The 18,376-nt window shown below is 61.6% G+C and carries 15 protein-coding genes; 7 read left to right on the forward strand and 8 right to left on the reverse strand.

Going from position 1 to position 18,376, the window contains the following annotated elements; translation table 11 throughout:
• Positions 1-41 precede the first annotated feature (41 nt).
• From mobB to VH564_RS15055, 3 genes are read right to left on the reverse strand one after another with little or no spacing between them, the layout of a single operon-like run.
• Entirely contained in the window at positions 42-551 is a 510-nt protein-coding gene (gene mobB, locus VH564_RS15045) for a molybdopterin-guanine dinucleotide biosynthesis protein B (protein WP_423340657.1), read from the reverse strand.
• A complete protein-coding gene (mobA, locus tag VH564_RS15050) occupies positions 548-1,180 on the reverse strand; it encodes a molybdenum cofactor guanylyltransferase MobA (RefSeq protein WP_423340658.1) in 633 nt (210 codons plus the stop codon). Before mobA ends, mobB begins: the two co-directional genes overlap by 4 nt.
• 17 nt (positions 1,181-1,197) lie before the next feature.
• Positions 1,198-2,106: a DMT family transporter gene (locus tag VH564_RS15055; RefSeq protein WP_423340659.1), complete on the reverse strand. Its 909-nt coding sequence runs from the start codon at positions 2,104-2,106 to the stop codon at positions 1,198-1,200.
• Positions 2,107-2,424: 318 nt separating this feature from the next.
• On the opposite strand from VH564_RS15055, the gene VH564_RS15060 reads away from it, so the two are divergent.
• The gene (locus VH564_RS15060; RefSeq protein ID WP_423340660.1) at positions 2,425-4,959 is read left to right on the forward strand and encodes a methyl-accepting chemotaxis protein; all 2,535 of its coding nucleotides are present in this window, start codon (positions 2,425-2,427) and stop codon (positions 4,957-4,959) included.
• Between the two features lie 20 nt (positions 4,960-4,979).
• Here VH564_RS15060 and moaA read toward each other — a convergent pair whose 3' ends face one another.
• Positions 4,980-5,969, reverse strand: coding sequence for a GTP 3',8-cyclase MoaA (moaA, locus tag VH564_RS15065; protein WP_423340830.1), 990 nt, complete (start codon positions 5,967-5,969; stop codon positions 4,980-4,982).
• 189 nt (positions 5,970-6,158) lie between these two features.
• Between moaA and VH564_RS15070 the strand changes: the two genes are divergently transcribed.
• The gene (locus VH564_RS15070; protein WP_423340661.1) at positions 6,159-6,533 is read left to right on the forward strand and encodes a gamma-butyrobetaine hydroxylase-like domain-containing protein; all 375 of its coding nucleotides are present in this window, start codon (positions 6,159-6,161) and stop codon (positions 6,531-6,533) included.
• Positions 6,534-6,537: 4 nt separating this feature from the next.
• Here VH564_RS15070 and VH564_RS15075 read toward each other — a convergent pair whose 3' ends face one another.
• Positions 6,538-7,602 carry a GGDEF domain-containing protein gene (locus tag VH564_RS15075; protein WP_423340662.1) on the reverse strand — a complete coding sequence of 355 codons (1,065 nt, stop codon included), beginning with the start codon at positions 7,600-7,602 and terminating at the stop codon, positions 6,538-6,540.
• Positions 7,603-7,876: 274 nt separating this feature from the next.
• Positions 7,877-9,268 carry a class II fumarate hydratase gene (fumC, locus tag VH564_RS15080; RefSeq protein WP_423340663.1) on the reverse strand — a complete coding sequence of 464 codons (1,392 nt, stop codon included), beginning with the start codon at positions 9,266-9,268 and terminating at the stop codon, positions 7,877-7,879.
• A 478-nt stretch (positions 9,269-9,746) separates the two neighbouring features.
• Here fumC and VH564_RS15085 point away from each other — a divergent pair, with 478 nt between their 5' ends.
• The gene (locus VH564_RS15085) at positions 9,747-11,585 is read left to right on the forward strand and encodes a L,D-transpeptidase family protein (protein WP_423340831.1); all 1,839 of its coding nucleotides are present in this window, start codon (positions 9,747-9,749) and stop codon (positions 11,583-11,585) included.
• 75 nt (positions 11,586-11,660) lie between these two features.
• Here the strand turns inward: VH564_RS15085 and gph are convergent, their stop codons facing one another.
• Positions 11,661-12,338 carry a phosphoglycolate phosphatase gene (gene gph / locus VH564_RS15090; RefSeq protein ID WP_423340664.1) on the reverse strand — a complete coding sequence of 226 codons (678 nt, stop codon included), beginning with the start codon at positions 12,336-12,338 and terminating at the stop codon, positions 11,661-11,663.
• Positions 12,339-12,549: 211 nt separating this feature from the next.
• Here gph and rpiA point away from each other — a divergent pair, with 211 nt between their 5' ends.
• The 3 genes from rpiA to gor all read left to right on the forward strand — a co-directional run bounded on the left by rpiA (position 12,550) and on the right by gor (position 15,356).
• Positions 12,550-13,245: a ribose-5-phosphate isomerase RpiA gene (gene rpiA, locus VH564_RS15095; protein WP_423340665.1), complete on the forward strand. Its 696-nt coding sequence runs from the start codon at positions 12,550-12,552 to the stop codon at positions 13,243-13,245.
• A gap of 16 nt (positions 13,246-13,261) precedes the next feature.
• Positions 13,262-13,849: a DUF2059 domain-containing protein gene (locus VH564_RS15100; RefSeq protein WP_423340666.1), complete on the forward strand. Its 588-nt coding sequence runs from the start codon at positions 13,262-13,264 to the stop codon at positions 13,847-13,849.
• A 121-nt stretch (positions 13,850-13,970) separates the two neighbouring features.
• Positions 13,971-15,356: a glutathione-disulfide reductase gene (gene gor / locus VH564_RS15105; RefSeq protein WP_423340667.1), complete on the forward strand. Its 1,386-nt coding sequence runs from the start codon at positions 13,971-13,973 to the stop codon at positions 15,354-15,356.
• Positions 15,357-15,401: 45 nt separating this feature from the next.
• Here the strand turns inward: gor and VH564_RS15110 are convergent, their stop codons facing one another.
• Entirely contained in the window at positions 15,402-16,697 is a 1,296-nt protein-coding gene (locus tag VH564_RS15110; protein WP_423340668.1) for a TadE/TadG family type IV pilus assembly protein, read from the reverse strand.
• 226 nt (positions 16,698-16,923) lie between these two features.
• Here VH564_RS15110 and VH564_RS15115 point away from each other — a divergent pair, with 226 nt between their 5' ends.
• Positions 16,924-18,297, forward strand: coding sequence for a class II 3-deoxy-7-phosphoheptulonate synthase (locus tag VH564_RS15115; RefSeq protein WP_423340669.1), 1,374 nt, complete (start codon positions 16,924-16,926; stop codon positions 18,295-18,297).
• Positions 18,298-18,376: the final 79 nt, after the last annotated feature.

Raw genomic sequence — 18,376 nt, forward strand, 5'->3', positions numbered from 1 at the left:
CAGGGGCCGCCGGAGCAATCCGGCGGCCCCTTCGTTTGCGATTATGAAAGATTGACGGTCTTGGCGATGAAGTCGGCGATGCCGAGTGTGTCGTCGAGGTCGAAGACAGGGAGGCCGCCGTCGGCGACAGCGTGATCGGCGGCAATCGCGACGATGTGCGGATCTTGGGGTGCCAAGGGTTCGCGATTGGCCGAGGCGAGGCGGCGGGCCTCGATCTTCGGGATCGGCTCACGCTTGTAGCCCTCGATCAGCACGAGGTCGCAGGGCGCGAGACGTGCCAGGATTTCCTCGAAGGCCGGCTCCGGTGCACCGCGCATCTCGTGCATGATCGCGTAGCGCGTCCCCGACACCAGTGCCACCTCATGGGCCCCGGCCTCGCGATGGCGGAAGCTGTCGGCACCGACCTTGTCGATGTCAAAATCGTGGTGGGCATGCTTCATCGTCGAGATGCGGTATCCGCGCCTGGTAAATTCCGTCACCAGACGCACCGCAAGCCCCGTCTTGCCCGAGTTTTTCCAGCCCGAGATGCCGAAGATTCTGGGTCGGGTCACAGGGTTCTCGCTTCCGCCCAGCGCTCGGCGATCGCCAGCTGCTCCGGGGTGTTGATGTTGAAAAACGGGTCGAGCGCGCCACTACCGGTCTCGGCAAGCGGGAAGATCGCCTCGGCCAGCGGGTAGCGGCGCTGGAAGTCGCGCACGCGGCGCTTGTCGTCCTTGATGATCCACTCCTCCAGCTCGTCGGCCAGCGACACCGGCCAGAGTGCCACGATCGGATGCTGCTCGCCGGACGAAGAGGCGATGGCAATGGTCCGCTCGCCACTTCGCGCAGCAGAGAGCCGTTGCACGAGGTCTGTCGGCAGGAAGGGACAATCGATCGGCACTGTGAGGACGAGCTTCGCATCCGGATGGTTGGCTGCCGTGTCGCGCATGGCGGCAAGCACGCCGGCCAGCGGTCCGAGTTGATCCGGCAGCGTGTCGGCGATACGGCGCAGGCCGCTGTCGTCGGCCCAGTCCGCATTGGCGTTGAGGGCAATCGCGCTCGTCTGCGGCGTCAGCCGCGCAACGACATGCGACAGCATCGGCAGCCCGCCGAGAAGCACAAGGGCCTTGTTGCTGCCCATGCGGCTGGAACGGCCACCGGCAAGGATGACGCAAGGCAGCGCGGGTGTGTCAGGCGTCATGATCGTCTTTTCCCATGTCAGACCGGAACGCGTGGTTCCGACCGTTGCGCCAGTTGCGCATTCCGGCGCCGGCTCTCGCGGTAGAAAGTATAGAGGCCGGAAGCAATGACAATGGCCGCGCCGACGCCTGTCCACAGATCCGGAATTTCGCCGAAAAACACCATGCCCAGCAAGGCAGCAAAGATCAGGCTGAGGTAGCGCATCGGCGCGACGAAGGCGATGTCGCCGGTCCGCATGGCAAGGATTGCCGCCTGGTAGCCGGCCAGCACCATGACGGCAGCCATAGCGAGATGCAGAAGCGCGCTCTGGCTGGGCGCGTGCCAGCCGCCGAGCGGAACGATCAGCAGTCCACCGATCAGCGAAACGCCGATGGCCGTACAGACCGTCACCATCAGCGACGGCACCTCCTTGTTGACGCAGCGTGTCGCTAGATCGCGGGCCGCGGTAATGAAGACGCTGGCGATGACGATCAGCGCTGCCGGGGTGAAACCCTCCGGTCCCGGCCGGACGATGACGAGGACGCCGAGAAAACCGACCACGATCGCCGACCAGCGCCGCCAGCCGACGGGCTCCTTCAGAAACAGCGCCGCCCCAAGCGTCACCGCCAGCGGCAATGCCTGGATGATCGCCGAGGCATTGGCGATCGGCATCATGCCGAGAGCGGAAATATAGGTGACGGCGGCGCCGGCCTCGCAGGCGACGCGCAACAGGATCATCGGCTGGGCGATGACCTTGAAGGAGCGCAGCGCACCCATGCGTTTTGCGATCAGAAACACCAGAAGGGTTGTCAGCACGCCGCGCAGCAGCATGATCTGGCCGGCATTCATCACCGTGATGACCGTCTTCGACAAGGCGTCGCTCAAGGAAAAGGCCGCCATGGCGAGCGCCATGTACAGCGCCCCTTCCATGTTCTTCGATAGGGTCATCATTTGCTTCCGCCGGTTTCGCCGGTGTGCTTATCCGGGAAACGCCGCTTTGGGAATCGCCTACGCGGCGGTTCCTCCGGAATTCGTTTGTGCGTCGCAGCATTCCGCTTTTGTGAACGACGGCCAGCGCCGACGTGACGCAACAGACCACAGGTATTTCCGCAAATTCTACTAATGTTCACACCCGGCAACGAAGCTTAATTGTTATTCAATCTTATTTTCGGAGGCTTCGCGGGTCGCGCATGAGGCGGACATTTGGTGCAATGCAGCAGGGATGATGCCTGCCAATTGTGTTTATTTGTTCATTTGAGGCTCGGCATGTTTTTCATCGATCGTCTTTTGCAGTCCCGCCGCATCGTCACCAAGGTTCTGATTTTCATCATCCCGCTGGTCGTCCTGATCGCCGGGGTCGGTCTGCTCGGCTACCACACCGCCAATATCCTCAACGGGCACATGACGGTCACGCGCGCGACCATCACCAATATCAGTGATTTCGAAGCCCTGCAGGCAGCCCTCCAGGAATTCACCACCGCGCCTGATGACAAAAGCCGCGCGCTGCTGTCGGATGCAATCGACGCGCAGCAAAATGGCGCCGAGCGGCTCGACGCGCTGCTTGGAAGCGACGAACAGCGCGCCAAGGTCGGTGCCGTCAGCGACCTCTCCGAAAAGATGCGCGGCCAGGCAACGGCCTTGTGGGCATTGAAGCAGAAGCAGGATGCGAGCACCGATGCTGCAACAGCCGCCGTATCGGGCATCAAAGCCAGCGGCGACGCGGCTGCCAAGCAGATCGACATCATCCGCAAGGATTTCAGCGACAAGGAGACCTTCGCCAAGGAACTCCTCTACGACGCGACCGCCTACAAGGCGCTGACGGACCGGATGGGCAAGCTGCGCGTCCAGGCGCAGATGGCAGCCGACTCGGCCGAGGAAGTCTCCGACGCCCGGCTCTATCTCGACGCCGTGCTCAAGCAGTTGTCCGTTTCGCAGGCCCTGGTATCGAAGCGCGCCGCCAAGATGGTCGGCGACGTCGCGACGGCAGCCGGTACTTTCGACGCGATCCTGAAAGGCGACGACACCCCCGACCAGAAGGTCGAGAAGATCGGCCCGGTCCTGCAGACCTTCGTCAAGCTTGAAGGCGAGATGACGCTGCAGGCCGTCAAGAACGCCGACACCGCCGGTGAGCGGTTCGTCAGCCTCGACAAGATCGTCGATGGCCAGAAGGAATTGCTGTCCTATGTCGACGAGGCATTGCGGACAATCGATCGTCTGCAACTGCACGAAAGCCGGATGGTTGCAGTGCGCGACGATGCCTCGCGCAGTGTCGTCCTCGCCGATCTGAAGGACCTGACCGCGACGGCGGCCAAGATCTCCGACCTTGGCCAGACCAACAGCACGATGCGTGATTTTTCGGCGCGCATCGGACCCTTGGCGACCGCGCTACAGGCCGCTTCCGCCGACCTGTTGCAGACCAACGTCGACTGGAAGCAGACGCGCCTGGCGTCTGCTTCCATTCTCTCCGATGCCATGGCATCGCTGCGCAGCTTCGTTGCCCAGGCGCAGGAGATAGGCAAGGAGGACAGCGAACGCTCCGCCAAGGTTTCGGTCTTTGCGATGATCCTCGGCACGCTGCTGGCGATCGTCGGCGGACTGATGCTGGTGGAAACCCTGCGTGGACCCCTGAGGCGGGTGAACGAGATCATGACGCGACTTGCCGGCGGCGATCTCGATGTTGCCATCGACGGCCGCGCCCGAGGCGACGAGATCGGCGACATGGTGCGCTCCGTCACCGTCTTCCGCGATGCGGCGCTGGAGAATGTCCGGCTCGGGCGCGAAGCCGAAGCTGCGCGCACGCTGTCGGCGGAAGAGGAGGCTCGCCGCAACGCCGAGCGGGCCCGCGTTGGGGCCGAGCAGGCTGAAGCCCTCGACGCGCTGTCGGATGTGCTCGGTAAACTGGCGGACGGCAATCTCGAAGAAGCCATGCGCGAGGACCTTGCTTCCGATTTTGTCGACATGGCTTTCACCTACAACAATGCGATCGAGGCGCTGCGCCAGACGCTCGCCGACGTGCGCAGCACGGCCGAGGAGATCCGTGGGGGAACGGGCAACCTCGCCAGCTCCGCAGACGATCTCGCACGTCGCACCGAGCAGCAGGCCGCCGCCCTGGAGCAGAGCTCGCGCGCACTCCGTCACCTCAGCGACGTCGTTCGCTCGACGGCCGCACGCGCCAAGCAGACGGCAGCCAGCGTCAACGAAACCCAGGCCTATGCGACACAGTCCGGCCTGATCGTCGCCAAGGCGGTAGAAGCCATGGGCGAGATCAATCGCTCCTCCGACAATATCGCCAGGATCATCGGCGTCATCGACGAAATCGCCTTCCAGACCAACCTTCTGGCGCTCAATGCCGGCGTTGAGGCTGCAAGGGCGGGCGAGGCGGGCCGCGGCTTTGCCGTCGTCGCGCAGGAGGTCCGCGAGCTGGCACAGCGGTGCGCCAGTGCGGCAAGGGAGATCAAGGGATTGATTTCGGCAAGCTCGGTCCAGGTCCAGAACGGTGTCCAGCTGGTCGAGCAGACCGGGACGACGCTGACCGAGATCATCCAACACATCACCGGCATCCAGAGCCTGGTCTCGGAAATCTCGGCGGCAACGGCGGAACAGTCGACCGGCATCGCCGAGGTCACAACCGCTGTCAACGATGTCGAACTGATCACCCAGAAGAATGCGGCAATGGTCGAGGAGAACAATGCCGAGATCCATGGCCTGCGGCAGCGCGTCGAACTCCTGTCGGACAAGATCGAACGTTTCCGCACAGGCACCCGGGCACAGGCACGGGCGCGGCAGAGCCGGGCGGCCTGAAGCGCATCAATGAAGGAGCGTCACCCGCCGGTGACGCTCATGTGGCGGGCGACTGCCGGCCTGTTGTGATCGCGGTCGATGATGAAGTCGTGGCCCTTGGGCTTGCGGCGGATGGCCTCATCGATGGCCATGTTCAGTAGATCATCGTCCGGCGTCGCCCGGAGAGCGGCGCGCAGATCGGCGGCGTCATTCTGGCCGAGGCACATGTAGAGCGTGCCGGTACAGGTCAGGCGCACGCGGTTGCAGCTTTCGCAGAAATTGTGGGTCAGCGGCGTGATGAAGCCGAGCCGGCCGCCTGTTTCCTCGACCTTGACATAGCGGGCAGGGCCGCCGGTCTTGTAGCCGATCTCCGTCAGTGTGAACTGCCGCTCGAGATCCGCCTTGACCTGAGAGAGCGGCATATACATGTCGGTGCGGTCCTCGTCGATCTCGCCCATCGGCATGGTTTCGATGACGGTGAGGTCCATGCCGCGCGCATGGGCAAAGCGCAGGAGATCCGGGATTTCCGCGTCGTTGAAGCCCTTCAGAGCGACGGCATTGAGCTTGATCTTCAGGCCAGCAGCAAGCGCCGCGTCGATGCCCTCCATGACCCGTGCCAGATCACCCCAGCGGGTGATCTCCTTGAATTTGGCCGCGTCCAGCGTGTCGATCGATACGTTGATGCGGCGAACCCCGCACGCGTAGAGTTCGCTTGCGAAACGCGACAGCTGCGAACCGTTGGTGGTCAGCGTCAGCTCTTCCAGCGCGCCGGATTTCACCTTGTCGCCGAGGCTGCGGATCAGTTGCATGATGTTCTTGCGAACCAGCGGCTCGCCGCCCGTCAGCCGGATCTTCCTGACGCCCTTGGCGATAAAGGCCGAGCAGAGGCGGTCGAGCTCTTCCAGCGTCAGCAGGTCCCGCTTCGGCAGGAAAGTCATGTCTTCGGCCATGCAGTAGGTGCAGCGGAAGTCGCAACGGTCCGTGACGGAAACGCGGAGATAGCTGACCATCCGACCGAAAGGATCGATCATGGAGGACGGGTCCGTGGGTATGGGGGACGCGCCCGAAATCGCGCTGACGATGCTGTTCACAGAAACCTCCGTAGTCAGCGTTATGTGGGTTCGCTGTCCGTGGCGTCAAGGAAAACTCTTTGAAAAGAAACTTGCGCGCAGGCACGGCGCGGCCTAGTCGTTGGCCATCAGACGCGGGCGGGACGAAGAATGAGCGATATCTGGCCAACCGAATTGCGGGTGTCGAAGGATCGACATCGGCTGCTCGTCACCTTCAACGACGGCGCCAGCTTCGAGCTATCGGCGGAATTGATGCGCGTGCTCTCGCCGTCGGCAGAGGTCCAGGGCCACGGGCCTGGCCAGAAGGTCACGGTTCCGGGCAAGCGCGACGTCGGTATCATGACGATGACGCCGACCGGCAATTACGCGGTGCGTGTCGGTTTCGACGATCTGCACGACACCGGGATCTTCACCTGGACCTACTTGCGCGAGCTCGGCGAAAACACGCCGTCCCTGATGGCCGCCTACGAGGCGGAACTGGCTGAAAAAGGCTTGAGCCGCGATCGCCCCGGACCGCGTCGCTGACGGCCTACGACTTGTAGATCAGCCAACTCTTGCCAAAGTCCTTCTGCATGCCGTTCTGATACTGGTACGAGCAGTTTCGGCCTGAGTTTTTCGCCTGGTAGAGGGCAATGTCGGTCTTGCTGTAAAGTTCGCCGGGGTCCTTGGCATCGGCCGCCATGCACATGCCGAGCGACATGGTGATCGGGCCGTAATCGACCCGGGTGCGCGAATTGCGGAACGGGGTCGATTCCAGCGTCCGACGGATGCGCTCGCAAATCGACATCACTTCATCCACAGTGTTGCCATCGACGATCAGGGCGAATTCCTCGCCGCCGGTGCGGGCAACGAACACATCGCGGCGGACATTGGCGCGGATCACCGAGGCGACCGTCGCCAGGATCTTGTCGCCGACGGGGTGGCCGAAGCTGTCATTGACCTTTTTGAAATTGTCGATGTCGGCCAGCACCAGGGCGGTGACGGCCTTGTTCATCGGATTGTTGAATATGCTGGCGAGGCGATCGTCGAAAGCGCGGCGGTTCGATAGCCGGGTCAGGGAATCAGTGTTGGCGATGCGCTTGTACTCATCCAGTTCCTTGCGAACCTGGTCCATCTCATGTGAGCGCTGCGCCACGTCTTCGACCGTTTTTTCGCCGCGCGCCATCGTGTCGCCGGTGGCTTCGGTCAGGATGGTGATCGCATTTCGAAGCAGATCGGCACTGTTGGCGGTCTTGGCGGAGATGCGGCTGAAGGTCTCGCTGAGCAGCTTGTTGTAGCTTTCGAGCGAGGTCTGTTCCTGTCTGAGGGTGCGCAGTACGCCGTCGAGTTCGGTGATGATGCGCGCATGAGCATCGTCATAGATACGTGTCGAGTGGGCGAAGTATTGCGCCGATAGGGAATCGATTTCCGTCTGGCTGGCATTGCTGCCAAGAGCAGCGAGATCTTTGGTCAGTGCCGGGTTCGAGCCGATATAGGCTTCGTAGAAGAGCTCATAGTTGCGCGGTATGGGAGCGACGCCCATTGCTCGCATTGCATAGATGATCTGTCCTGCCACGTCCGGAACTTGCGACTTGGACGTAATCACCGTGCTCATCGGCGAACTCCTAATGGTTTAATCGCGCATCGTTTAAGTACTCTAAAATTGTTGTAAAAAGATTAAGGGTAACATTGCAAGTGTTTGTTAATAAAATTGCCTAGTCTTGCAGAAAAGCGTGTGTCTTCGACGTTTACTTCAGACCGCAGCCTGCTTTTCTCAAGCACTTTCCTTAATGGAAACAGGCCGGTCGGTGGCCGCTCAACTAAAAAACATAACCAGGGATTGAGTAGGCCATTCCGGCGCGTGGCCGGAATGGCGTTCTATTTCGGGGTTACTTTGGGCCGATCATGTTTTCGGGACGAACGAACTGGTCGAACTCTTCGTCGCTGAGATAACCGCCGCCGACGGCTTCCTGACGAAGGGTCGTTCCGTTCTTGTGGGCCGTCTTGGCGATCTTTGCGCAGGCGTCGTAGCCCAGCCGGCCGTTCAGCGCGGTCACCAGCATCAGCGAGTTTTCGACGCCCTTGCGGATATTGTCCTCGCGAGCCTCGATGCCGACGACGCAGTTATCGGTGAACGAGACCGCAGCGTCGCCGAGCAGCTGCACCGACTGCAGGAAGTTGTAGGCCATCATCGGGTTGTAGACGTTCAGTTCGAAATGCCCCTGGCTGCCGGCGAAGGTGATGGCGGCGTTGTTGCCGAAGATGTGGGCGCAGACCTGGGTCAAGGCTTCCGACTGGGTCGGGTTGACCTTGCCCGGCATGATCGACGAACCCGGCTCGTTTTCCGGCAGCGACAGTTCGCCGAGGCCGGCGCGCGGGCCGGAACCGAGGAAGCGGATGTCGTTGGCGATCTTGAACAGGGCGGCAGCAGCTGCGGCGATGGCACCATGGGAAAACACCATCGCGTCGTGGGCGGCGAGCGCCTCGAACTTGTTGGGTGCCGTGACGAAGGGGAGGTCGGTGATCGCCGAAATCTCCTCGGCAACCTTTTCGGCAAAACCGATGGGCGCGTTGAGACCTGTGCCGACGGCCGTGCCGCCCTGGGCCAGTTCGTAAAGGCCGGGCAGGGTGAGCTCGATGCGCTTGATGGCGGAGCCGACCTGGGCCGCGTAGCCGGAAAACTCCTGGCCGAGCGTCAGCGGCGTGGCATCCTGGGTATGCGTGCGGCCGATCTTGATGATATGGGCGAAGGCCTTGACCTTGGCTTCGAGAGCCTCGTGCAGGTGACGCAGGCCCGGCAGCAGGTGATGGACGATCTGTTCGGCGCAGGCGACGTGCATGGCCGTCGGGTAGGTGTCGTTCGACGACTGGCTCATGTTGACATGGTCGTTCGGATGAACGGGCTTCTTGGAGCCCATCACGCCGCCGAGCATTTCGATGGCGCGGTTGGAAACCACTTCATTGGCATTCATGTTCGACTGCGTGCCGGAGCCGGTCTGCCAGACGACCAGCGGGAAATGCGCGTCGAGCTTGCCGTCGATGACTTCCTGGGCAGCGGCGACGATCACTTTACCGAGATCGGCATCGAGGCCGCCGAGATTCATATTGGCACGGGCCGCCGCCTGCTTGACGATCCCCAGCGCCCGGACGATCGACACGGGCTGCTTTTCCCAGCCGATCTTGAAGTTGCCGAGCGAGCGCTGCGCCTGGGCGCCCCAGTACCGGTCGCTGGCCACGTCGATCGGGCCAAAAGTATCGGTTTCCGTGCGGGTGGAAGTCATTCTAGTGCCTTTCGTGGGACCGTGGAGCGATCGCTCCGTTCGAATTTCGCGCTGTTATAAGTCCGATCTGCGCACAAGAAAACAGGAAAGAAAGGTCGCGCCTGTGCGGCTTTCGGCGGGTGTTCGCCTGAAGCGGGAAACTGAGTGCCATTTATATCACGGGTCTGCTCAATGTTTTTCGGCTGTTTTTCGGCCGACGCGGACACTTAAAATTGTAAGAAAAATTAACCAATAATTTCATAATTTTGTGTGAACTCGGGGCCGTTCGACGTCGCCGAATCCCGTTCCAAGGGTGGGGTTGAGTGCGTCGTTAAGACCGGCTGGTTTCTTCCCATTTGCCGTCCGATCTTCTAAGGTATCGCTGATTTATTTGACATGTTCGGGCAGCCCGACACACCCATGACAGGGGACTGAATTGAGAACGACATTTCCGACGAGAGCAGCAGCATCCGTTCTGGCCCTATCCTGTGGCCTGACCATGCTAGGCACGTCCGCGCATGCGATGACGCTGATGGATTTCATCCGTGGCGGCAAGGGCCGCTCGCAGCAGCAGGTGGACAGCAGCCAGATCCTGCCGCCGAGCATGCCGATCGCGCCGGTGCCGAAGGAAAATTCTGCAAGCGGTCCTGCCCCGAAGGTCAGTTCCCCGACCTACTACACCTACAAGCCTGAGCCGATGCGCGCAGTGGCCACCAACAAGTTCGCCGATCCTGTCGTCACCGGCGCTGTTGCCGATGCTTCCTCCGCGCCCGTCGCCGTCGATCCGTCGAATTCGCAGCGCCGCTATCTGACGGAAGCGCGGCTTACGGCGACCAACGACGTTGCCAAGGCGCTGGAGGCTTACTACTCCGACGGCCGCAAGCCGCTCGTCTGGATTGCCGACAACAATGTCAGCGACCGGGCAAAGGCGGCGATGGACGTTCTCGCCCAGGCGGACATGATCGGCCTCGACCCGAACGACTACAAAGTCTCCGTGCCCGTCCTTTCTGGCGACAACATCAATCCTGCCGACCGCGACCGCGCCCTGATGCAGTTCGAATTGGCGCTGTCGGCCAAGGTTCTGGCTTTCGTGCAGGATGACCAGCGCGGCCGCATCGACCCGAACAAGTTGTCCGGCTACCATGACTTCAAGCGCAAGGACGTGAACCTTGCACCGGTTCTCGGCGTGATCGCGCTCAGCCCCGACGTTGCCGCCTATCTCAACAGCCGCAGCCCGGAAAATCCTCAGTTCGATTCGCTGAAGGCCGAATATGCGAAGCTGAAGAGCGAAAGCTCGGGCGATGCCAACCGCGTTGCCATTACGCTCTCCGGCATCATCAAGCCCGGCGACAGCTCGCCGCAGATCGCCGCCATCATCAAGGGGATCCAGGCGAAGGGTTCCGATGCGTTGCAGACGTCGCATGCCGACCTGTTCGCGTCCTACCAGCAGACGCCGCAATATACGCCGGAGTTGGTTGCCCTGGTCGAAGCCTTCCAGAAGGAGAAGGGCCTGACGGCCGATGGCGTCATCGGTCAGTCGACGGTGCGTGCCATCGTCGGCGAGAACAGCGACGCCAAGCTGCGCAAGCTGACCATCGCCATGGAGCAGCTGCGCTGGCTGCCTGACCAGCTGGGACCGCGCTACGTGTTCATCAACCAGCCGGCCTTCATGGTCTACTACTACAACGACAACAAGGAAGCGCTGTCGATGCGCGTCGTGGTTGGCGCCAAGGGCCACCAGACGAACTTCTTCGAGAACCAGATCCAGACCGTCGAGTTCAATCCCTACTGGGGCGTGCCGCAGTCGATCATCGTCAACGAGATGCTGCCGAAGCTGCGCGCCGATCCGAACTATCTCGACAAGACCGGCTACCAGGTCGAAGTCAACGGACGTCCGGTGGCGTCCTCCAGCGTCGACTGGTATGGCTCGACCACCAACATCGCCGTGCGCCAGCCGCCGAGCAGCGACAACGCCCTGGGGGAACTGAAGATCCTGTTCCCGAACAGCCACGCGATCTACATGCATGACACGCCTTCGAAGAGCTTCTTCAAGAAGGACATGCGCGCCCTCAGCCACGGCTGCGTGCGTCTGGCCGATCCGCGTGCCATGGCAGCGGCGGTGCTGAACACCACGGTTGCCGATGTCGCCAAGCAGATTGCGACCGGCGAGAACAAGGCCGTGCCGGTACCGCAGCGCTTCCCGGTCTACATCGCCTACTTCACGGCCTGGCCCGACAAGGACGGCGTCGTGCGCTATTTCAACGACGTCTACGACCGCGACACCTACACGCAGAAGGCGTTCGATGCGACCACGAAGGTTCGCCAGGCTCAGATCTGAGCGGGCAATCGAAGTTGACAGACACAACAGGCGACCCTCGGGTCGCCTGTTGTGTTTCCGCCTCGTTTCTTTCCGTCAGCGTCCGGCCAACAGCCGCTCGACGAGTTCGGGTGTCAACTCGTCGAAGTGCTGGATGATGTGGTCCGGCGACAGGCTGTCGATGGCGACGTCCGAGTAGCCGAACGGAACGGCGATCGAAGGCACGCCGGCATCCCGGGCGGCCAGGATATCGTTGACGCTGTCGCCGACCATGATCGCTCTGGCGCGGTCACCACCCGCCCTTTCGACGGTGCCGACGATGTGCTGACCGTCCGGCTTGCGCACGGCAAAGGTATCACCGCCGACGATCGTTGCGAAATAGTGATCCAGCTGCAGCTTGTTCAGCAGCGTCGATGCCAGCGCCTCCATCTTGTTGGTGCAGACGGCAAGCCTGAAGCCGGCTGCCTGCAGCCCATCCAGCGCTGTGACAAGGCCCGGATAAGGCTTGCTGTCACCCGGCATCGTGGCGCTGTAGAAGGCGATGAAGCGCTCCATCAGAACCGGCAGTTCCTCCGCCGTGAGTTCGTATCCGCCGAGCCTGCAGGCGCGCTCGATCATCGTCCTGGCGCCGTGGCCGACTAGAAAAGTGAGATCCTCATAGCCGACAGGCGGAAGGTCGAGCGCTGCAATCGTGTGGTTGACGCTGGAGACGAGGTCGGGTGCGGTGTCGATCAGCGTTCCGTCGAGATCGAAGACGATGGTGGTGGTTTTCACGGGGGAAACTGCCTTGAATGGATCGCGGGAAAAGACGAGCGTTTCCAGTAGAAGATCGACCGGTTCATTGCAACGCCGGCGCTTGCGGCATCGGTTTCGGGACGGCGCGAAAACGTCACGGCATTTATGTCCCGCGGCGGAATTTTGGCTTCCGTTTGCCGGGGGAGCCGTGTAAACAGCGTTCCAACGAAACGGTGGGAGCACGTGGCGCATGGACGCCCGCGAAATGAAGATCAAGGCTGCGGAAGTGGCTCTCGGCCATGTCGAGAACGGCATGCGGCTGGGGATCGGTACCGGCACCACCGCCGAGGAATTCGTGAGGTTGCTGGCCGAAAAGGTCGCCGGCGGGCTTCAGGTAAACGGCGTTCCCACCTCCGAGCGGACGGCGCGGCTATGCCTGGAGCTTGGCGTGCCGCTGAAATCGCTGGACGAAAGCCCGGAGCTCGATCTCACCATCGACGGTGCCGACGAACTCGACCACAGCCTGCGCCTGATCAAGGGCGGCGGCGGCGCGCTTTTGCGCGAGAAGATCGTGGCTGCTTCCTCTGCCCGGATGATCGTCATTGCCGACGAGAGCAAGCTGGTCGAGACGCTCGGCGTCTTCCCCCTGCCGATCGAGGTCAATGCCTTCGGACTGGTGTCGACGCGGATCATGATCGAGAAGGCGGCGGCGCGGCTCGGCCTGTCGGGCGATTTGACCCTGCGCATGGCCGGCGACCAGACTTTCAAGACCGACGGTGGACACTTCATCCTCGATGCATCTTTTGGCCGCATTGCTGATGCAGAGGCGCTGGCCATGGCACTGAATTCCATACCCGGCGTTGTCGAACACGGGCTCTTCATCAACTTGGCGACGCTTGCGATCATTGCCGGTCCGGCGGGCGTTCAGACGCTTCAAGCGCATTAAACAGGAGATTGAACATATGATCAAATTGGCAGGTTTCGGCCGCTTGGCCGCTGCAACCGTTCTTCTGTCCGGAATGGCGATCGGTTCCCTCAGTGCCCAGGAAATCTCCGAAGAGCAGATGAAGGCCGCCCGCGCCGCGATCAACGCGCTCGGCATCACCAACCAGTTCGACAACATCCTGCCGACGCTGGCCGAACAGCTGAAGAGCACGATGATCCAGGCCAACCCGAACTTCCAGGATGCGATCAGCTCGACCGTCGACCAGCAGGCGCTGGCGCTCGCCGCCCGCCGCTCCGACCTGGAGAAGGAAGCCGCCGCCACCTACGCAAAGGCCTTCTCGACGGCGGAATTGAATGCGATTGCCGAATTCTACAACTCCGACGCCGGCAAGAAGCTTCTGAAGGACGGCCCGATCGCCACCCGCGAACTCTACAAGGCCGCCGATATCTGGGGGCAGGGCATCTCCCGCGATCTCGCAAACCAGAGCAACAAGGCGCTGGAAAAGATCGTCAAGGTGCCGCCGGCACCACCCGTCGCCGAAGCCGCTCCGGCGCCTGCGGCAAAGACGCCAGCCGCCAAGCCGGCGCCTGCGCCCAAGCAGTAACGCTTTCGCATATGTGCTATTCAAAAGCCCGGATCTTCCGGGCTTTTATTTTTTGCCCGGACATCTCATATCAGCTTAGCAATTCCGCCGCTCTGCCGGCCCCGTTCTATCAGGAGCTTCCATGTCGTCTTTCGATTTTGATCTTTTCGTCATCGGCGGAGGGTCGGGCGGGGTGCGCGCTGCCCGCGTCGCCGCATCGCTTGGCAAGAAGGTCGGCATCGCCGAGGAGTTCCGCTACGGCGGCACCTGCGTCATCCGTGGATGCGTGCCGAAGAAGCTGTTCGTCTACGCATCGCAGTTTCACGAGGGTTTCGAAGATGCCGCCGGTTTCGGCTGGACGGTCGGCGAAAGTTCCTTCGACTGGAGGAAGTTGGTCGAGGCGAAGGACAAGGAAATCGCGCGCCTGGAAGGCCTCTACAGAAAGGGGCTCGAAAACAACAAGGCTGAGATGTTCGACAGCCGTGCCTTGCTGGTCGATGCGCATACGGTGCGACTGACCAAAACTGGGCAGACATTCACCGCCGAGCGCATCATTATCGCCGTTGGTGGCACGCCGAACATTCATGCAGCGCTGCCGGGCCATGAGCTTTGCATCTCCTCGAACGAGGCCTTCGATCTGCCGGCCCTGCCGAAGTCGATCTTGATCGCCGGCGGTGGTTACATTGCCGTCGAGTTCGCCAATATCTTTCACGGCCTCGGTGTCGAGACGACCCTGATCTATCGGGGTGCCGAAATCCTGTCGCGCTTCGACAATGACATGCGGCATGGCCTGCACGAGGCGATGGTGGCCAAGGGCATCCATATCCGCTGCCACGACGTCATCGAGGCGGTAACACGCTCCGAGGACGGCCTGCATGCTCGCACCAAACAGGGCGATACGCTGATCGTCGATACCATCATGCTGGCTCTCGGCCGCGATCCCAACACCAAGGATCTCGGGCTGGAGGCTGTGGGCGTCGAGGTCAATGGGCGCGGCGCGATTGTCGTCGACGATTTCTCGCGGACATCGGTGCGGAGCATCTTCGCGCTCGGCGATGTTACCGACCGGGTACAGCTGACGCCTGTCGCCATTCACGAGGCGATGTGCTTCATCGAAACGGAATACAAAAACAACCCGACCATTCCGGATCACAAGCTGATCGCCACGGCCGTATTTTCGCAGCCCGAAATCGGCACTGTCGGCCTCAGCGAGGAAGAGGCAAGCAGCACCTACGACGAGGTCGAAATCTACCGCGCCCAGTTCCGGCCGATGAAGGCGACGCTGTCCGGACGCGCCGAGAAGACGATCATGAAGCTCGTCGTCAATGCCGCCGACCGCAAGGTGCTCGGTGCCCATATTCTCGGCCACGACGCGGGTGAGATGGCGCAGTTGCTGGGCATCACCCTGAAGGCCGGCTGCACCAAGGACGACTTCGACCGGACGATGGCCGTGCATCCGACGGCGGCCGAAGAACTGGTGACGATGTACACGCCGAGCTACCGCATCAAGAACGGCGTGCGCATCTGATAGAGGCAGGCTAGGGCGCCTCGGCGCCCTACCGCTGCTTTCGGATCAGCTCGTCAGCCTCGAGCCGTTGACCACCTTCATGAAGAGCGCGTTCATGGCGTCGCTGATGCCCTGGGTCGGGCTGACTTCGAAGTAGAGGCCCGGGGATGCGCAGCTCTGAAGCCTTGCCGGGATCTGGTTCCTGAACGGATAAATCCACTGCATGTACCAGCCGTTGTTCGGCAAGGGCAGGTAGGTTGTATAGAGGATGGCGATCTGGACGCCGCGGTTTTTGAGAGGCGTGCAAAAGGATGCGTCGAGCGGTTCCTGACAGCGGTCTCCAGTCAGCGGCGCTGTGCAGCCGACCGGCTTGATGCTGTCGCCGACACCATCCGTGACAAAGAAGAGGGTCTTCTGCGGGGTGGCGCTTGTATAGCCGCTACCGGGAGCCGGAATGCTGTTATTGAGGCTCGTCAAGGCGTTGTCGAAGCTCGTTTGCGTGTCGTTGTTATAACCCTGGTAAGGGATCGTCATAAGATCGACCTTACTGGTGTAGGTCTGGACAGCGGCGAGATCGGACGTCAGCGGCGAAATCGTTGTCAGACCAGCCTTTTCCGCCGCAGAGCCGAACGTATAGACGGCCATTCTGTAAAGATTGCTTATCGTGCCTCTTTTAGTGGTTGCCGTTTCAGTCAAACTCTGGGTCGCCTCACGGACGACGTCGATACGCATCTGGAAGCCCGGTAGGCTTTTGGCTATTGTGTAGTAGTCATGACCGACGTTCTGCTGGGTCTCGTGACAAGCAAAGGCGCAGCTATCGCTTGTTGCTGCCTCGAGTCTGGCTACATCCGTCGGTGTCGCACCGACGCCCATCGACGGGGTGTTGTCGATCAGAATGTAGAAGTCCATGTAGGTCCGCGTCTGGTTCTGCGCCGTTGCCTTGCCGGCAATGGTGATGCTGTCCTTGCCGAGCACATGCAGGAAGGTGGTCGGCACGGTCGCGGTGAAGCTAACATTCGAAACCAGCGTGTTGCCTGTCTTGGTGACGGTGATCGCAACCTGAACGTTGTCATCGGCAAGCGCAGCGCTGTTCTGGCTCAAGAACAAAGTGTTTGCATCGCTCTGCGCCACGGAAACCGTACCATCCGAGGTCATCTGCATGGCGGCGGCAACGCCGGACGATTTTTCTGCAATCGATCCGGCGGCGGCAGCGTCGGCTGCGGCGAAGAGCTGGTTGCGTACGTTCAGCGCATTGGCGAAATCGATCGCCATGCCGGCGGTTCCCAGGATCGGCACCAACATGAGTGCCGTCAGAATTCCGAAGTTGCCGCTACGATCTTGCCAGAGTTTCGGAACACGCATCGCCCATAGTCCATTTCTCGCTGGTCCATTCGCGGACGGATGCAGTTGTTGTAAGTCAACTTCGTCAATAATCCCCCAATCTCAGTGGTTTTCGGTCCGTTAAAACCCGACTGCGCCGCTAATATACGCCCGCCTATGCAAGTCCTTCGCAAAGGGCTATAAGCCGCGATTATTCCGAACGTGACGGGAGAACCGGCGGAGACCGGGCGTGAAACAGGTGAGCACGATGGCACAGAATTGGACACCCAGCAGCTGGAGGCAGAAGCCGATCAGCCAGGTTCCGGAATATCCGGACAAAGCCGCGCTTGCGGCCATGGAAGCGCAGCTAGCAACCTATCCGCCGCTGGTATTCGCCGGCGAGGCGCGGCGCTTGAAGAAGCATCTTGCCAATGTGGCAGAAGGCAACGCCTTCCTGCTGCAGGGCGGCGATTGCGCCGAGAGCTTTGCCGAGCATGGTGCCGACAACATCCGTGACTTCTTCCGCGCCTTCCTGGAAATGGCCGTCGTGCTGACCTTCGGTGCCCAGTTGCCGGTGGTCAAGGTCGGCCGCATCGCCGGGCAGTTCGCCAAGCCGCGCTCCTCCAATGTCGAGACCAAGGCAGGGCAGACGCTGCCGGCCTATCGCGGCGACATCGTCAACGGCATCGAGTTCACCGAGAAGGCCCGAATCCCGGATCCGGAACGGCAGATCATGGCTTATCGCCAGTCCGCCGCAACGCTGAACCTGCTGCGCGCTTTCGCCATGGGCGGCTATGCCAATCTGGAAAACGTCCATCAGTGGATGCTCGGCTTCGTCAAGGACAGCCCCCAGGGCGAGCGCTACCGCAAGCTTGCCGACCGCATCAGCGAAACCATGGATTTCATGAAGGCGATCGGCATCACCGCCGAGAACAATCCGAGCCTGCGCGAGACGGATTTCTTCACCAGCCACGAGGCGCTTCTGCTCGGCTACGAGGAAGCGATGACGCGCATCGATTCGACCTCGGGCGAGTGGTATGCGACGTCCGGCCACATGATCTGGATCGGCGATCGCACGCGCCAGCTCGACCATGCCCATGTCGAATATTTCCGCGGCATCAAGAACCCGATCGGCCTGAAATGCGGTCCGTCGCTGACGGCCGACAACCTGCTCGAGCTGATCGATGTCCTCAATCCGGCCAATGAGGCCGGACGGCTGACGCTGATCTGCCGCTTCGGCTACGACAAGGTCGCCGACGGCCTGCCGAAGCTGGTGCGCGCCGTCGAGCGGGAAGGCCGCAAGGTTGTTTGGTCCTGCGACCCGATGCACGGCAACACGATCACCCTCAACGACTACAAGACGCGGCCGTTCGAGCGCATCCTGTCGGAAGTCGAAAGCTTCTTCCAGATCCATCGCGCCGAGGGCACCCATCCGGGCGGCATTCATATCGAGATGACCGGCAAGGACGTGACCGAATGCACGGGCGGTGCCCGCGCCGTCAGCGCCGACGATCTGCAGGATCGCTACCACACCCATTGCGATCCTCGTCTCAACGCCGACCAGGCGCTCGAGCTGGCCTTTCTTCTTGCCGAGCGCATGAAGGGCGGCCGCGACGAGAAGCGTCTCGCCGTCAACGGCTGACGATCAGTGTCATCCCCTTGGATCAGGCCGGTCGCGAGACCGGCCTTTTTCATGCGCCGTGACCGCGAGCTCGGCAGCC

Origin of the sequence: Rhizobium sp. HT1-10, from assembly GCF_049472505.1 — a bacterium.
In the GTDB taxonomy this organism is placed as follows: domain Bacteria; phylum Pseudomonadota; class Alphaproteobacteria; order Rhizobiales; family Rhizobiaceae; genus Rhizobium.

Coding starts and splice junctions, on each gene's coding strand:
- mobA (WP_423340658.1), bottom strand. CDS start 1,180: ATGACGCCTGACACACCCGCGCTGCCTTGCGTCATCCTTGCCGGTGGC.
- VH564_RS15055 (WP_423340659.1), bottom strand. CDS start 2,106: ATGACCCTATCGAAGAACATGGAAGGGGCGCTGTACATGGCGCTCGCC.
- VH564_RS15060 (WP_423340660.1), top strand. CDS start 2,425: ATGTTTTTCATCGATCGTCTTTTGCAGTCCCGCCGCATCGTCACCAAG.
- moaA (WP_423340830.1), bottom strand. CDS start 5,969: ATGATCGATCCTTTCGGTCGGATGGTCAGCTATCTCCGCGTTTCCGTC.
- VH564_RS15070 (WP_423340661.1), top strand. CDS start 6,159: ATGAGCGATATCTGGCCAACCGAATTGCGGGTGTCGAAGGATCGACAT.
- VH564_RS15075 (WP_423340662.1), bottom strand. CDS start 7,602: ATGAGCACGGTGATTACGTCCAAGTCGCAAGTTCCGGACGTGGCAGGA.
- fumC (WP_423340663.1), bottom strand. CDS start 9,268: ATGACTTCCACCCGCACGGAAACCGATACTTTTGGCCCGATCGACGTG.
- VH564_RS15085 (WP_423340831.1), top strand. CDS start 9,747: ATGCTAGGCACGTCCGCGCATGCGATGACGCTGATGGATTTCATCCGT.
- rpiA (WP_423340665.1), top strand. CDS start 12,550: ATGGACGCCCGCGAAATGAAGATCAAGGCTGCGGAAGTGGCTCTCGGC.
- VH564_RS15100 (WP_423340666.1), top strand. CDS start 13,262: ATGATCAAATTGGCAGGTTTCGGCCGCTTGGCCGCTGCAACCGTTCTT.
- gor (WP_423340667.1), top strand. CDS start 13,971: ATGTCGTCTTTCGATTTTGATCTTTTCGTCATCGGCGGAGGGTCGGGC.
- VH564_RS15110 (WP_423340668.1), bottom strand. CDS start 16,697: ATGCGTGTTCCGAAACTCTGGCAAGATCGTAGCGGCAACTTCGGAATT.
- VH564_RS15115 (WP_423340669.1), top strand. CDS start 16,924: ATGGCACAGAATTGGACACCCAGCAGCTGGAGGCAGAAGCCGATCAGC.